The following is a 16,178-nucleotide window of genomic DNA, read 5'->3' as shown; positions in this document are numbered from 1 at the left end:
TCCGCAGTTTCAATCCAGTTCCAATTCTATTACCGTATCGATATCTACCGGAACCTCACGAAGCAAAAGCGTATAACCCTCCTGATTCTTTTGGTACTTCACAGGTGTTCCATCCACGAAATAAGAAGCCTTCATAACCTTTTGACCGATAAGCGGAAGAAATAACGCCTTGTCCTTCAGGTCAAGGATATGAACGTAAAGTTTATTCCCTTTCTGCGTAGTACCTCCCCAAGAATGCGGAGCGACACATCCTCCCCGTGTCCCATAGATGGTTTCACCGTAGACCTTCATCCATTCACCCATTTCTGCCAAACGCTGTACCGCCACTTCCGGCAATTCTCCGTCGGGTTGCGGACCGATATTCATCAATAAATTGGCATCTTTCACGGCGGCACCCACTAAATACTGAATCAATTCTTTAGCCGACTTGTAATTCTGATCCGTTATTTTATATCCCCACATTCCGTTCATGGTCTGACAAGTCTCTAACGGCAACGAACTAATATCTTGTCCCGAAAGCCCCGCTTTATTCTCCCCCGGCAAGTCACGCTCAAAGATTTGGATGTCTTCACCCGAGAAAGGAACAAGATGATGGTTATTACCTATCAAACAACTGGGTTGCAACTGATGAATCAAAGCATACTGTTTATCCAATTCCCAATCAAAATCCGGGTTTTGGTCTTGATCCCACATCCCGTCAAACCAAATGGCACCGATGGGACCGTAATTGGTCAATAATTCAGTTAACTGATGATTCATAAAAGCGTAATAACTATCCCAGTTACCTTCCGGATAAGGACGGCCTGTGCCACGCCCCGTACGTCCCCACACCGCATCTTCGCGATACCAGTCAATATGCGAATAATAAAGATGTAAACCGATGCCTTGCTTGTGGCACTCATCCGCCAATTCCTTCAGCACATCACGTTTAAAAGGAGTAGCATCCACAATGTTATAATCAGAATACTTCGTATCGAACATTGAAAAGCCTTCATGATGACGGCTCGTGAAAGTAATGTACTTTGCACCCGATGCCTTAATGGCTGCCACCCATCTTGCTGCATCGAATTTAGAAGGATAGAAACCGCCAGCTAACTTGGCATACTCCTTATAATTAAGATCCTTATTCGTCATCGTCCATTCGCCCGTAGCCAACATGGCATATAGTCCCCAATGTAAAAAGATACCGAATTTCTTATCCCGAAACTCTTGACGGGCTTTCAAATTCGCTTCGGTAGGCTGATATCCCTGCGCCTTGACAGGAAAAGTCAGGCTACATGCTAATAGCAAGAATAAAAGTTTTGTTCTCATAATAACACAATTTTAATAATCAACGGATTGTCATCAGTCATAAACATCTTACAGACCTCTACAAAAATAAAGAAAAAAACATTCACCGCATAACGAATGCAGTTATATTCCACCAAATTCATTATCTTTGTAACAGACTTTTTAAACGCAAACGGCTATGACATACAAACCCCTTCCTTACGGCATATCGGACTTCCGCCAAATCCGGACGGAATCCTTATACTTCGTAGACAAATCGATGTACATAGAAACCATGGAACAAGCAGGGCACTTCCTATTCCTCATCCGTCCGCGCCGGTTCGGGAAAAGCCTGTTCCTTTCCATGCTCCGTTATTATTACGACATCAACGAGCGGGAGAACTTCCCCGAAATGTTCAAAGGACTATGGGTAGCGGAACATCCTACGCCGTGGCAAGGGAAATTCCAAGTGCTCCACCTTGACTTCTCGCAAGTAGGAGGAGACATCCATGCATTGGAAGAAAACTTCGACGGTTACATACGGGTACAATATCGGGATTTCGCCCGAAGATATGCTCAATATTATCCCGATTATTATCTGGATGAACTTTCCCGACTCACTTCCGCAAGCGATATCATGAGTTACGTTCATACCTTTGCCCGTCAACAGAACCATAAGCTATTCCTCATAGTGGATGAATACGATAACTTCACCAACACAGTGCTTAACGAACAAGGTGAAGCCATCTACCATGCCATGACCCATGCCAGCGGATTCTACCGCGATGTGTTCAAGAAGTTCAAAGGCAATTTCGACCGCATTCTGATGTTAGGAGTAAGCCCTGTGACGCTGGATGATCTGACCAGCGGATACAACATCGCCACCAATATCACTATGGATTCCCGGTTCAACCGGATGTTAGGATTCAGCGAAACCGAAGTGCGGGAAATGATACGCTATTACCAATCAGCCGGCATACTCCATGCCGATGAAGAAGCGTTAATCGCCGAAATGAAGCCTTGGTACGACGGATATTGCTTCTCGGAAAGGGCAGTATATTCCGACCCGAAGATGTTCAATTGCGATATGGTAGCCTATTATCTGAACAATTTCATCCAGCAAGGAAATGCCCCGCAAGAAATGGTAGACCGCAACACACGGACGGATTACGCCAAATTAGGCAAGCTCGTCAAACTCGACCAATTGGACGGAGACCGGAAAGGAATCCTGTTAGAAGTAGCGGAAAACGGATATACGCTCGGCACGGTAGCAGACTCTTTCCCTGCTGCCCAACTGACCGACCCGAAAATGTTCAAGAGCCTATTGTTCTATTACGGCATGGTCACCATTACAGGCACATACGGCATTGAACAAGAGCTGAGCATCCCCAACAACAACGTGCGTAAGCAGTATTACGATTTCCTGTTGCGGGAATACCAACAAGTGCACGCCATAGACTTCTCGCCTTTGGTGCGCAGCTATACAGATGCCGCCTTCAAAGGGGAATGGCGTTCCATGATGAACCATATCCTGAAAGCCTATCACGACACCACCGCCGTGCGAAGCCTAATAGAGGGCGAACGGAACCTGCAAGGCTTCATGAACGCCTACCTCAGCCTAAACCCGTATTACCTCACCGCCCCCGAAGTGGAACTGAACCACGGCTATTGCGACTTCTTCCTCATGCCCGACCTGACCCGTTGGCCCATGGTAAAGCACAGCTACATCTTAAAACTGAAATACCTGCCCCAAACGGCTACAGAAGAAAAAGCCGAAGCCCAATGGGCGGAAGCCATAGAGCAAATCAAGGCATACACGCAAGGCGAAAAGGTAAAATCGCTCATACAAGGAACAACCCTGCATCCCATAGTGGTGCAGATTAAAGGGTATGAGGCTATTAGAGTGGAAGAAATTTCAATGGATTTATTATCTTTGTGCAGAAAATAACATTTGTACTGAATATGAACAACAAAACATATACATCTGCAAAACCATTTGTAAAATGGGTAGGCGGGAAAACGCAACTTTTGGAAGACATCAAGCATGCTTTGCCAACAGATTTCTCACAAAATATTGAAAGCAAGCGAAACTCCATATTCCTGTAATCATATTCTAACCTTACTGTATCATTCCATATCTGCAATTAGCTGATATATTGATTCATATTCAAATATTAAAGTGATCTTTTTTGATCACGGAAGTTATATAATGATCTTTTGCCATTGATGATTTATTTTTGATATTCTTTTGTATTCCAAATATGAATTATGATGGAAAGTGCATAAGTAATATCCTTGTATTTCTCATGATAAAATACTCCCTTATTTCAAATCTTCCGACCACGCCTTCACCCTCCTCCACGGCGACTGCATCGAACTGTTGAAACAATTCAGTTTCAAGTTCGATATGATATTTGCCGACCCGCCTTATTTCCTGAGCAATGGCGGGATAAGCGTGCAAAGTGGGAAAGTCGTATGCGTGGATAAAGGAATGTCGTGAAAAACTAAGAGACTGTTTTGAATTAATCAAAGAAAAATGTTACGGACATTATAAGTATATTCCAAATGCTTTCAAAACATGAAACACTTGGGTTATATTGCCGATGCAGACGGCATCCTTTTATGGTTTCCGAACCAAAACCGTACGTTCTCCGTCCCAAAACCGTACGGTTTTCGAACCAAAAACATACGGTTTTGGGACGGAGAACGTAAAAGGGAGACTGCTTGAAACAGATTTCTATACCTTTCGACAAAACATTGATTCATGGCTTGATAAACAAACTATCGAATTAAATTAAAACAGTTTCTAAAAGATAACGGGACAATCTGGGTTAGCGGAACCTATCACAATATCTTTTCTATTATTATGAAGTGATGAAGCAAATCAATGAAGACAAACAAATAACGGACGTTTGGCAACTGCCTGCCATTGCCCGATGGGAAAAAATCATGCGGAAAACATCCCACACAGGCTACATCGATACGATTAATAATCGTACCGGCATAGCAATTATATCTGATAGCGGAGCATTATAACAGAACCATTATGCTTAACATTCATTCCGCTTCAACGCTTCTTCGTAAATACTCCGTACCCGCTCCCTGAGATGCAAAGGACTTATCACTTCCAACGAACGGCTTCGGGAAAGAAGCTCCATGACAAAATCATTGGGGAACATAACGTTTCTTCCCTTCCAATTTGTTGATAATGAACAGCAACCGCTGTAATCCTTCCATCGGCTTCCCATAGACTTTCCTCCTTTTGTTTGGGACAAAGATAAGGAGCCAGAACGACAAAACATGTCGTTCTGGCAAGAAAATGGTACCTCGCTTTTTCTTTTGTTTACTTTATCACCCCTACAAAACCTCCTCGTGGCAAACAATCTACAATAAGAGAATCACCAGCCGGCACATTCTCTTCAATACTGAAACTGCGGTTATCGGCACCGTCTTTGAACAATGCCATCGACTTGCCATCCACCGACAACTTCTCCAAAGAAGCACGAAGCGTGCGCGGCTTGTCCGTACCATTGATGCCTGCTATATACCAAACGTCACCTTTGCGGCGTGCCATAACGACCTCTACACCCGGATATCCTGCCAACAACTTCGTATCGTCCCAAGCCGTAGGAAGAACAGACAAAAGCTGTTTAACTGCCTCCGGCAACTGAGCGTAAACAGAAGGACGGTCGGGCATGTGTTGTAAAGCCGACTCAAAAAGCACAGGCAAGGCAAGTTCATGACCGTATGAGGTAATGTGCGGATATTGCGAGTCAGAGAAAGTGCCCGGCGTATAATCCATCGGACCTATGACATTGCGGGTAAAAGGCAAGGTAGCGTTGTGTGCAGCAGCCCGGTCGGTCAGTATTGCATTATTGTTATACCATTCCGCACCGTAAACACCTTCTACAGACATCAAATGCGGATAAGTACGTTGCCATCCGCGAGGCACCGTAGCTCCGTGAAAATTCACCATCAATTGATAATCGGCAGCATCTTCCAATAAGTCGATGAAATAATTCATGGCAGACACGCTGTCTCCGTTAAAAAAGTCTATCTTCATACCCGATACGCCTAAATCACTCAACCATTGATATTCTTTCCGGCGGTCTTCCTTCTTGTTCAACCTGTATAGCGGACCGGGACCTAACCAAGCTGTACTCGAATTATACCACACCAAAGACTTGACTCCACACGCTGTTGCATACTTCACTGCATCTTCTAACTTTCCGCCATTACCCATTTCGTCCCACTCCCAGTCTATCAGATTATAGGGCCACTTCATGCGGACAGCTAAGTCTATGTACTCTTTCAACAAACGGTAATCCTTGCTTCCATGGTTGTGCGCCCAGTAAATCCATGAAACTAAGCCCGGCTTTATCCACTCCGTATCCGCTACTTTGGATGGGTCTGCCACATCGGTCACCAACGTACTCTCCACCACATCGCCTAAGCTACCAATGATAAGCACCCGCCAAGGAGACTCCCAAGCACCTTCACACAGCATCTTATTATCAGCCAAACGGACTTGATAGCAATCGCGGTTTTCGCCATTATACAATAAAGAGCCGCAATGCCCCCGGCGGATATTCGCTTCGGTCAGCAATACGAACACGGAATCTTGCAACTCTGCCAATGCCGGATAACCCCACGTATCTACTTCTGGATGTCCGGTAAGTATTCCATCGGTAGATAAAGGGAAAAAGCCTTCGTAACCTATATCATACTTCTGCATCCACCTCTTAGCACCTTGAGGCAAAGCATAAGCGGTATGTTCACGAATAATACGCTCTTTGCCTGATTCTGTACAAATGCCATATTTAAAGACTACTCCATCGTTGTAGGCACGGAACGTAACATCCAATGCCTGCCCGGATTCATTTTCGAAAGTATAAACACGTTCGGAAGCTTCGTTCATACAATGGCTCCGCTTTCCGGTCAGCATTTGATAATCATCTACGATAGGCTTGGCTTCAGAAACCGATTTCAATTTCAAGTTTCCTGCTAACTTCTGCACTTCCGTCTCCATGCCCAAACGAGTTTGTGCAAGCACTTGTTTCCCTTTATAATCTACAGAAAAAACAGCTTCGCCATAAGCATTTTCAGGAATGCATTCTATCGTAACTCTCAAATCTCCATTGGGAGAAACCACTTCTTGCTTCTCCGTCTGACAAGCGCACAAAGCAACGATTGCCAAGAATAGGGCTATTTTATTAAATAAAGTAGTCATCATTCTATTATCATTTTTGTTAAACTACAATTTCACTACTATCTTTTTACCGGTATAGCTGATGTCATGCGATTCCGAAGACACCGCAGACACCTTTACTAAACGGATGCGACGATTCCCAATCATTCCTGGGAACTTGCCTTTCCGCTCTCCGATAGTCAGTTCACCTTTTTTGTCGTCCCAATCGAAACGGACTTTCGAATACAAGCCTTTCTCGTAATTATAATTCGTCCCTTCGTCTTCGTACAACGTATAAGAGCCGTCCGCCCCCACAAATACTTTAACAATCCAATCGGCAGCATAAGCCTCTTTCATGGTTTGAGGTCTGCCCTCTGCCAATGGCAAAATCGAACCTGCTTTTACATACACCGGAATATGATTCTTAGATACAGAAACGTCTTGCCAACCTTTATCCGCTATATACTTATCACTCCAAAAATCATACCATCCGCCTTCTGTGGCAGGGAAATACACATTCCAATTTCTCACACCTTCTTCTACGATAGGTGCTACCAATAAAGAAGGACCGAACATATATTGATACTTTTGCGAAACAGCCACAGAATCATCTGCGAAATCCATCACCAAAGGACGCATAAAAGTACCATTATTGAAACTGATATTCGCATTCTCCGAATAGATATAAGGAGCCAGCTGATAACGATCGGCAAGCGACTGGCGAGCAAGGGCAGTAACCTCTGAACCATAATTCCAAAATTCGGTATTTGTTCCATATCCATGCACACGCATCAAAGGCAAAAAGACGCTTGTCTGTATCCAGCGCATCATGCATTCCTGATAATCAGCATCTGTGTATTGATTACCCGGACGGAAGAAACCACCCGCGTCATACGTCCACCAAGGCTGCCCGGAAATTGACATGCCCAATCCGGCAACAATCTGCCTGCGCAATGTATTCCAATCATATCCGATATCGCCTGACCAAGTAGCAGTAGCATAACGCTGCATTCCGGGAAAAGCGCTACGGGTAAGAATCATAGCTCGTTTGTTCGGGGTATCCCGGCGCAAACCTTCATAAACCGTTTGGCTCACCAATAAAGGATATGCATTTCGAAAGACCTCTCCGGGTATCTTTCCATTGGCAACTTTTCGTCCAAGCAAGTCATCATTCTCCGGTTCTGTCGCGTCCTGCCACCAAGCGTCTATTCCATGCACCAAGAGCCTGTTACTAAAATTCTCCCAATAAAAAGCTGCAGCTTTCGGATTGAAAAAATCCACCCATGAAGTTCCGGGAATGAAGTAGCCTTGCTCTTCCATTGCTTTCCCGACTTCAGAAGAAGGGTCTACTTTCGACCATACCGAAACCATCAATCTCGTATCTTGCTCGTGCAATTTATTCACCATTTCCGTAGGATTCGGATAATCCTTTTCATCAAACTTCATGGCATTCCATCCGTAACGCCCCCAATATTGCCAGTCTTGTACAATCACATCCATCGGCAAACTATCTTTACGAAACTGAGCAGCCGTTTCCAACAGCTCTTGCTGATTGTGGAATCGTTCGCGGCAATGAATATACCCTAAAGCCCAATCCGGGAATAAAGGAACACGCCCTGTCAATTGGCGATAAGAAGCGATTACCTCATCAGCCTTGCCACAAAACACGGTATAGTCTACACATTCCGCCACCGGAGAACGGAGTACGGTTTCATTATCCACTTCCTTTAAAAAGACTTTCGGCTTATCGTTCTTCTCCAATTCTGCAACGACGTGATAAGTTCCTGCCTCTAATTCCACAATCGCAGAAGTGGTAGGAGGCAACCACGTGTTTTCCATGTCAAAGACAGTCTTATCCCCGATACGCAAGTGATATTTTCTTGCCATGGTTTGCCCCACATCCAACAAAATCGAATAATGTCCCTTTGCAGGTATGGTCAATTCCGAAGCGAAAATGTAATTCTCACGCAATTCTTTTTTACCTCCTTCGGTCGAAGTCACATCCACTTCCTTTGCTTCGCCTTCTTTCTGAAAAGGAGCCAGTTCAATCATCTCATCCGCAGGGTTGAAATCAGTCAATCCATAATTGTTCCATAACACTCCATATCCCTTGTCGGACACAAACATGGGGATAGCAATCTGTGTATTTACCTGCGTAAGCCGGCGCGACAATCCGCGCACGTTCAAGCAACCGTCCTGAAACTGTCCCAATCCGAAAAGATGTTCGTCTTCCGGTGAATAAAACTTTTGCGTGGCACAATACGTATCTATGCCTTGAACAGCAGACGGTGTAAGCAGACGAGCTTCTTCCTGTAAAATCACATCTCCAGCCGGAGATAAGAAGGTTATCAATCCACTTTCCTTTTCCACTTGGGCTATAATGCCCGGCAATACAACGGAAACCGCATCTTTATCCTCCTCTATGGCAAACGTCTCCTCCTTTCCGCTATTCACGTAAATCCATTCAGGCATTTCCATTCCCACAGATTGCTTTACGAACTTTACTCTTAATGTATTGGGCGATAACGGATAAAGTTGTAATTCTCCGTCTGTCATTTCCAATACGACCCGATTATCTTCTCGTTGAAAAGAACGCACCGTTTGCGACATTCCTTCCACAAAAAAACAAAACAGAACGACAAAAAAACAAATTAATTTTTTCATAATCCACTCTTTTACGTAATAAATAACAATTCACCGAAAAAGCAAACCTATACATGAAGTCATAAGACTTATACATCCTTACCGGTAATGGAAATAGTCTACATCCACCGCCCCACCATCGCTTTCATCATTGAAACAATAAATGCCAATACGGTCACCCCGATAGTTTCCCCATACCAGTTGGTAATCTTCACCAAAGGGAATGAAGTTATCTCCATCTACACTATAATAATAACGGGACTTGCCGTCTAATCCCCATTGCGAACTAAACCACACGTATCGGGAATGTATAGGATTGCCTTTCGTGATTTTACCGTTCTTCCGGTATTCCAAATAACAGACACCTTTCTCTTTTACTATACCGATAGCCGAATGTTCTGAAGAGAAATGGCAAAGCCCGTTCTTTTGCCCGTCAACCATAGCCGAAATATCCATCCTTATAGTCACTTCGTTTGTTTCCTTTCTGAAAGTCCGTTGGGTCAATGTATTGCCGGCTTTCATCAGGTTATTGGCTTCCAAAGGACGATAAGCCTTCAGGCGCAACCAGCCCGGTCGTTTGCTTAATGAGAAAAAGTCTTTACGAGGCTGGTAATTCCATTGCCATTGCGGAGCCAAGCGGGCTTCATCGAAATCATCGCTTCGTTTGAGGGTCAGTTTTTCCTCATATTCGTATGGCATCTTCCCGCTCCACACCATCGTACCGATCTGTTGAGGAAGCACCTCACCGATGATAGGCCAGCCTTCTACCCACGTAACAGGCAACAGGCTTACAATCCGCCCGCTCCAATCGCCTGAGCCATGATGCGTAAGGAAATACCAATTGCCATCCTTCCCTTCTACAATGCCTCCTTGATTGGGTTCCATAGCTTCGCAACTGGGCAAAGCCAATTGCTTTTCTTCTTTATAAGGTCCGACCAATTTACGAGAACGTTTAGCCATGACATAACGTCCTATCCCCGGTTTATACTCACTGAATACCAGATAATACCACTCGCCGGCCTTTATCAGCTTGCTGGCTTCCCTGCCATTGCCTTCATTGACAAGCACAGCCGACTCGCGGTCTATGCCTTTTCCATCTTCTGCCATTTCAAAGAGATAAGTCTTATAACCGTCAGCAAAATGAGTGCCTACAAAATAAGCTTTCCCGTCTTCATCCCACATCACCGTGCAATCATCCCATCCGGCTTCACGCATCAAGGGAGTCAACGGTTCCCAAGGTCCTTCCGGGCGTACAGAAGAAGTCATGAAGAAACCTTCATCGGGCGTACCGAAGTACAAATAAAACCGCCCGTCGTGATAACGGAGCGTACCTGCCCATATTCCACGGGCATAACGGTCCATCACCGTCCAGTTCAACGCATCGCCTATTTGCGTCAAATCTTCCACAATGTTGCAACAGATTTCCCAGTTGACCAAGTCTTTAGAGTGCAGCAGCGTCATGCCCGGCGAAAATTGGAAGGTGGAAGATATGGCATAATAATCCTCTCCCACCCGAATGCAATCAATATCGCTATAATCCGACGGAATGACGGGATTCACATACATACCGTTCCCTTGGTCACCCCAAATCTTCCAATTGCCCCATCCGGCTTGCTGCCCCATCAAAGCGGCACTGCTACAACAGAAACAAAAAACAAATAAAAACAAATGCTTCATACGGACTTTCTTTTTTAATCAATACTCTCGCTATTCGTCATACAAATAAAACATCCGCTCCATCAGCTTCCACTTTTGGGATGATGTGCTTCCCGGTACGCATTCTTGAAAACGGGCTACATAATCTTCCCACTCCTGCTGCCGTGGCAAATGAGAAAGCTCTTCCATCGCCGTGTCCCAATCGAAATCCAAAGGAGTTTCTACAATCATGAATACTTGCGTTCCACAAATATACATTTCCATTTCCAAGATGTCGATCGAGCGTATTCCTTCCCGGATTTCCGGCCATGATTCTGCCCGGCTATGTATTTTCCTATATTCAGCGATTAAAGCTGGATTATCTTTCAGACTCAATGTCTGGCAATAACGTTTGGTCGGCACTGAATAACTCTTTGCCGGATATCCTTGTTTCTGTGTCATAACGTTTCTTTTTTAAATGTTTCAAAGCAATAAGCTAAAAAGAGATGAGATCTCGCTACAAAAATAACAAAAGCCTACCCAATTCCAATAAAACATTCACATAAAATATGCATCATTTTATTGGTAAGGCAGGCTTGTTCTGGTTTAGCCCCAGTCTGTACATGTTACCCTAATAACAATCAATACCCGTCGTTCTGCTTCAGGTTCTTGTTAATATTCATATCACCCTGAGGAATAGGGAAGTACCGGTTATGCGCTGCCCACGAACGAGTTTCAAACTGATAATACATATCTTCATCCACCGGAGAAGCTGTAGCCCCACTTCCGCGATAATTGCGGTCATTGGGGTTGTCCGAAAGTTTTACGCCCGTAAATGTATGATTCAATACCTCTTCAGCGATACCCCAGCGAAGCACATCGAAGTAACGGAATCCTTCAAAAGCCAATTCCACTCTTCTTTCCTTGCGGACAGCCTCGCGTACAGCTTCTTGCGAAGCAAGTTCTGCCTTAGAATAACCCGGCAAATTTACACGGTCACGAATATCATTGATAGTTTCATCAAGCACACTTTGAGTCACATCGCCAGGAGCAGATTCGTTCAACGCTTCCAAATAACTCAATAAAACTTCTGCATAACGCATAAGCGGAGTATAAGTAGGTGTAGAGCCTATGTTTTCCGTAATAGAAGGGTCACATCCTTTTTTAGGACAATAGCCATTGAACAAAGGATAACGATTATAACTATCAGCCGTATTAGGTCCGTTGAAACAATCATACGTCAAGTCGTTAAACTTCGTTCCGGGATAGTTACCCAATGGAGGCAAGAAAACAGAAGCATAAAGACGAAGGTCACGATTCATATACGGGTCGTTGTCATCGTAGACTTCCGATGTCTCAATGCCCTTCCCATCCGTACAAAAGTATTCCTTCACCAATTCATTGTAAACGGCAAACTGATGCCAGCCACCATAAGCACATTCCGGATATTGGTATTGATAACGGGCAGTAGTGAATTTGTCCTCCAGTCCCATTACACAGAAGATAGTCTCAGGACTATACTCCCCGCCTATCCAAAACAGTTTCTCATAACTATCGTCTCCATTGCGGCGGTCCAGTTCATAAAGTCCTGAATCCATGACAGCCCTCAATACGGAAGCAGCCTCTCCCCAACGGTTCTGTGCCAAATAAACACGACTCAACAATACACGAGCAGCGTTTTTAGTGAAACGCCCGTAAGACGAAGCGTCATACGAGTCAGGCAACACATCTATAGATTCCAACAAATCAGACTCAACCTGGTCGTATACGTCCTGCTGGGGAGTTTGTGAAATAGAATTAGCCTCCTCACGTGTCAACGTAGTCAAAGGCATGGGCACATCCTTATAATGAAAAGCCAAATAGAACAAAAAGTATGCACGCAAACACTTAGATTCAGCCATATATTGGGCACGAGTCTGCTCACTGTCCATCGGACAATTAATCACGTTTTTCAAGAAATTATTCTGCTTGGCTATCATCCAATAGGCGTTATTCCAATAACGTCCGGAATTACTGTTAGTAGCTATCGAGTTAGTACCCGCCATCATGGACGTGAAATTCTCTTTTTCTGTACCATTACCACCACAGAAATCCAAATAAAGCAGACCACAAGCCGTAGCAAAATCATCGTTCGTCCACCCGCTTTGGAACGTATAACAACCTACCAAAGCCAAATAAGCGTCTTTTTCATTATTCCAAAAGTTCCCATCGGAAATGGACGAATTAGGGCTCTTATCCAATAAATCGGAACAGCCGCACACTCCCCCTACTAAAGGAAGAATACACAAACCCAACTTTATCATGTGGGCAACGCATTTATAGAATGCTTTCATAATACTTTCATTTTAAATGATTAAAAATTAAGATTAATACCAAAAGAATAGATAGCCGTAATCGGATAATACGAAGGAGCATCTCCTGTACCGATTTCATTTTCAGGATCCCAACCTTTGTAGAAACCGTTAAAGCTATACAAGTTCTGACCACTGACATATAGGCGTAACTTTTCAACACCGATTTTCTTAGTTATTTTCTTAGGGAATGTATAACCCAACTGAACATTCTTAATACGCAGGAAACTGGCATTACGCATCCAATAATCTGAAGTCTGAAGGTTAGGACTATTCATGTTCAACGTCTCAATACGCGGATATTCAGCCCACTTATCCGGATTCTCTTCTGTCCAGCAATTGTCAGCTTGCCAACGTTGGATGTTACCGTTATTATAAAAAGCGTATGCCATATACGAACCTATCAAACGCTGATATCCGCCCAAACCTTGAAGCAATGCCGAAAAATCGAAGCCTTTATAAGAAGCAGACAAATTCAAGCCATAATAGAACTTAGGCGTTGTACTTCCCAATACAGTACGGTCGTATTCTGCGTCGACTTTTCCATCGGGCACACCGTCCGGACCGCTAATGTCTTTATACTTCACATAACCGGGCTTCAAGTCGCTTTTACCAACCAATTGTTCGGGAGCCGCATCAATCTCAGCCTGGTCTACAAACAAACCATCCGTCTGATACCCATAAATAATGCCAAGAGGTTGTCCCACAATACGTCCACTATTGATTTCTTCCGTAGCACCGTTAGCCAGTTCTTCCACGGCATTCTTCACCCACGTAAAGTTAGGAGCTATACTAAAACGGAAGTCTTTCCCTATGCGACCATTGAAAGAAAGGTTCACTTCGATACCTTTGTTTGACACAGCACCTACATTGGACTCTCCAACTCCGCTTCCCATAATACCAGTCACTTCCATTGAAGCCAAAATATCGGACGTATATTTGTAAAAATACTCCAAACTACCGTTAATAGCTCCATTGAACATGCCAAAATCCACACCGACATTCGTAATGGCTGTCTTTTCCCACGTAATGTCCTCATTCTTGTAAGAAGATACATAAGTACCGGGAGTCAATGTAGCCGGATTACCTAACGGATAGTTATGTCCCAAATCATAAACCTGTTGATAAGGATAAGTTCCGATATTCTGATTACCCAACACACCGTAAGACAAACGCAACTTTAAATTATCAAAAACATCAGCAGCCTTGCTGTTTTTCCAAAAATCTTCTTCCGAAATTCTCCAGCCGGCTGATACGGAAGGAAAGAGTCCCCAACGATTATCCTTGGCAAAACGAGAAGAACCATCGTAACGCAAATTTCCTTCCAACAGATAACGGTCCTTGAACGAATAATTGACACGTCCGAAGAAAGAAACTAAAGCATATTCATCAAAGCCACTGCCATTAGTAGCGGTTGACGCATCACCCGCACCTAGTTCATACAAGAAGTTATTGGGGAACGTGTTGCGGGATCCGTCCAACCAACGGTCAGCACTTTGTTCTACTGACGTACCCGCCAATACTTTCAATCCATGTACTTCATTAAATACCTTGTCATAATTTACCAATGCCTCAAATGTTGTGTATGTCTTGTTTGTAGAATGCACAGACAATGAGGAAGGTCCTACCGTCTTGGTATCATCAAAATAAGTTTCAGCCATGTACTCTTTATCATGTTTGGTCCAATAGCTTACACCCGCTTTACCGGAAATCGAAAGCCCTTCAATCGGCGTATTCCATTTTAATTGACCAAACGCACTGACATTGCGGTTAATATAGTGAATAAAAGACTCGCCAGCCAACCAAGCTTCTGGGCTGTAGTTATCTTGATAGCCAAAACTTCCGTCCGACTTCTGTCCCGGAATGGTATTCGGCTCACGTACAGAATAACCAATCATCTGATCAATATTCTGCTGTCCATAAGGCGCATCATAATTGTTATTATACGCATTAATGTTTATATTCAGCAACAAGCGGTTGGTCAACTGAGTCTGCAAAGAAAAAGTAGCAGTCATACGCTCATTTGATGTCTTTGCCGTCAAACCATCCTGCTTGCGGTATCCAAGCGACAAACTGTAATTAGTACGTTCATTACCGCCTCTTACACTTACATTGTGCTGATGCTGAAATCCTGAACCTGTATCCAATAACCACTTCAAGTGATTCACATTAGGATAATTATCCGGGTCAGATCCGTCGCGAAATTTCTGAATCTGTTCGGCAGAATAAGCTTCAGCCAAACCCATATTGCGCATTGCCATATTGTAATATTCAGCATATTCCCATGAATCAAGGAATTCAGGCAATTCTGTCGGCGTCTGCCAACCGAACGTTGCATTGTAACTGATTTGCGTCTTACCCTCTTGTCCTTTCTTTGTTTCAATCAAAATGACACCATTGGCAGCACGGTTTCCATAGATAGAAGCAGATGCAGCATCTTTCAGGAAAGAGATACTTTGAATGTCATTCGGGTCTACATCATCAATGCTTCCTGAAAGTCCGTCAATCAACACCAATGGGTCTGTTCCTGCACCAGAAAAAGTACCTGTACCACGAATCTTCACACTGGCACCTGCACCGGGACGACCTGAATTTGCCACAACACTCAAGCCTGGTGCCAAACCGGCAATAGCTTGAGCAGTACTCATAACGGGCTTATTAATCAAATCATCGGAAGTAATAGATGACACGGCACCTGTCAAATTAACCTTCTTCTGCGTACCGTAACCTACAACCACAACTTCATCCAACTGTTTGGTGTCTTCCTCCATAATTACATTCAGTATCTTCTTATTACCTACTTGTATTTCTTGATTGATATATCCTACGTAACTGAATTGAAGGACATCATCGGCAGCAGCTGAAATAGAAAAACCACCATCAAGATCGCTTATCACCCCATTTGCCGTACCTTTCACCAAAATACTCACACCGATTAACGGCTCGCCACTACTGTCTGTTACAGTACCTCTCACAATACCTTGTCCCTGTGCTTCAACAGTGCCGACAAAGCATACCATTAGCAGAAGGATGACTTTCACCTCCTGCAAAATCCTTTTACAAAAAGATCTTTTCATACACAAAAATTTTAA

Annotated in this window: 8 protein-coding genes and 3 pseudogenes; 3 read left to right on the top strand and 8 right to left on the bottom strand. The window is 43.9% G+C overall.

From position 1 onward, the window contains the following. Window positions 1-9: 9 nt before the first annotated feature. Window positions 10-1,311 (bottom strand): alpha-L-fucosidase, encoded by a 1,302-nt coding sequence (locus B5F91_RS05300; RefSeq protein ID WP_087428044.1) that lies wholly within the window; start codon window positions 1,309-1,311, stop codon window positions 10-12. A 157-nt stretch (window positions 1,312-1,468) separates the two neighbouring features. Between B5F91_RS05300 and B5F91_RS05295 the strand changes: the two genes are divergently transcribed. The 3 genes and pseudogenes from B5F91_RS05295 to B5F91_RS05285 form a co-directional block, all read left to right on the top strand. Next, on the top strand, window positions 1,469-3,217 hold the full coding sequence (locus B5F91_RS05295) for an ATP-binding protein (RefSeq protein ID WP_087428043.1): 1,749 nt from the start codon (window positions 1,469-1,471) through the stop codon (window positions 3,215-3,217). A gap of 366 nt (window positions 3,218-3,583) precedes the next feature. After that, window positions 3,584-3,760 (top strand): annotated as a pseudogene (locus tag B5F91_RS05290) (site-specific DNA-methyltransferase); the annotation flags it as partial. Between the two features lie 315 nt (window positions 3,761-4,075). Next, window positions 4,076-4,240 (top strand): annotated as a pseudogene (locus tag B5F91_RS05285) (site-specific DNA-methyltransferase); the annotation flags it as partial. A gap of 79 nt (window positions 4,241-4,319) precedes the next feature. Here B5F91_RS05285 and B5F91_RS14860 read toward each other — a convergent pair. The 7 genes and pseudogenes from B5F91_RS14860 to B5F91_RS05250 form a co-directional block, all read right to left on the bottom strand. Continuing rightward, a pseudogene (locus tag B5F91_RS14860) lies at window positions 4,320-4,439 on the bottom strand (WYL domain-containing protein); the annotation flags it as partial. Between the two features lie 173 nt (window positions 4,440-4,612). Then, window positions 4,613-6,502: a glycoside hydrolase family 97 protein gene (locus tag B5F91_RS05275; RefSeq protein ID WP_162611697.1), complete on the bottom strand. Its 1,890-nt coding sequence runs from the start codon at window positions 6,500-6,502 to the stop codon at window positions 4,613-4,615. A 21-nt stretch (window positions 6,503-6,523) separates the two neighbouring features. Beyond that, a complete protein-coding gene (locus B5F91_RS05270; RefSeq protein ID WP_087428041.1) occupies window positions 6,524-9,121 on the bottom strand; it encodes a TIM-barrel domain-containing protein in 2,598 nt (865 codons plus the stop codon). A 78-nt stretch (window positions 9,122-9,199) separates the two neighbouring features. Beyond that, complete coding sequence (locus B5F91_RS05265; RefSeq protein WP_087428040.1) at window positions 9,200-10,777, bottom strand: glycoside hydrolase 43 family protein; 1,578 nt, start codon at window positions 10,775-10,777, stop codon at window positions 9,200-9,202. A 30-nt stretch (window positions 10,778-10,807) separates the two neighbouring features. Continuing rightward, complete coding sequence (locus B5F91_RS05260; RefSeq protein ID WP_087428039.1) at window positions 10,808-11,197, bottom strand: L-rhamnose mutarotase; 390 nt, start codon at window positions 11,195-11,197, stop codon at window positions 10,808-10,810. Between the two features lie 179 nt (window positions 11,198-11,376). Further along, window positions 11,377-13,038, bottom strand: coding sequence for a RagB/SusD family nutrient uptake outer membrane protein (locus B5F91_RS05255; protein ID WP_087428077.1), 1,662 nt, complete (start codon window positions 13,036-13,038; stop codon window positions 11,377-11,379). Window positions 13,039-13,088: 50 nt separating this feature from the next. Beyond that, window positions 13,089-16,163 carry a TonB-dependent receptor gene (locus tag B5F91_RS05250; protein WP_087428038.1) on the bottom strand — a complete coding sequence of 1,025 codons (3,075 nt, stop codon included), beginning with the start codon at window positions 16,161-16,163 and terminating at the stop codon, window positions 13,089-13,091. Window positions 16,164-16,178: the final 15 nt, after the last annotated feature.

Source organism: Bacteroides sp. An322 (assembly GCF_002161765.1).
In the GTDB taxonomy this organism is placed as follows: Bacteria; Bacteroidota; Bacteroidia; order Bacteroidales; family Bacteroidaceae; genus Phocaeicola; species Phocaeicola merdavium.
Note: the sequence above shows the minus strand (reverse complement) of the source record. Positions and strands in the feature narration are given on the sequence as shown.

Coding starts and splice junctions, on each gene's coding strand:
- B5F91_RS05255 (WP_087428077.1), bottom strand. CDS start 13,038: ATGATAAAGTTGGGTTTGTGTATTCTTCCTTTAGTAGGGGGAGTGTGC.
- B5F91_RS05295 (WP_087428043.1), top strand. CDS start 1,469: ATGACATACAAACCCCTTCCTTACGGCATATCGGACTTCCGCCAAATC.
- B5F91_RS05265 (WP_087428040.1), bottom strand. CDS start 10,777: ATGAAGCATTTGTTTTTATTTGTTTTTTGTTTCTGTTGTAGCAGTGCC.
- B5F91_RS05270 (WP_087428041.1), bottom strand. CDS start 9,121: ATGAAAAAATTAATTTGTTTTTTTGTCGTTCTGTTTTGTTTTTTTGTG.
- B5F91_RS05260 (WP_087428039.1), bottom strand. CDS start 11,197: ATGACACAGAAACAAGGATATCCGGCAAAGAGTTATTCAGTGCCGACC.
- B5F91_RS05275 (WP_162611697.1), bottom strand. CDS start 6,502: ATGATGACTACTTTATTTAATAAAATAGCCCTATTCTTGGCAATCGTT.
- B5F91_RS05250 (WP_087428038.1), bottom strand. CDS start 16,163: ATGAAAAGATCTTTTTGTAAAAGGATTTTGCAGGAGGTGAAAGTCATC.
- B5F91_RS05300 (WP_087428044.1), bottom strand. CDS start 1,311: ATGAGAACAAAACTTTTATTCTTGCTATTAGCATGTAGCCTGACTTTT.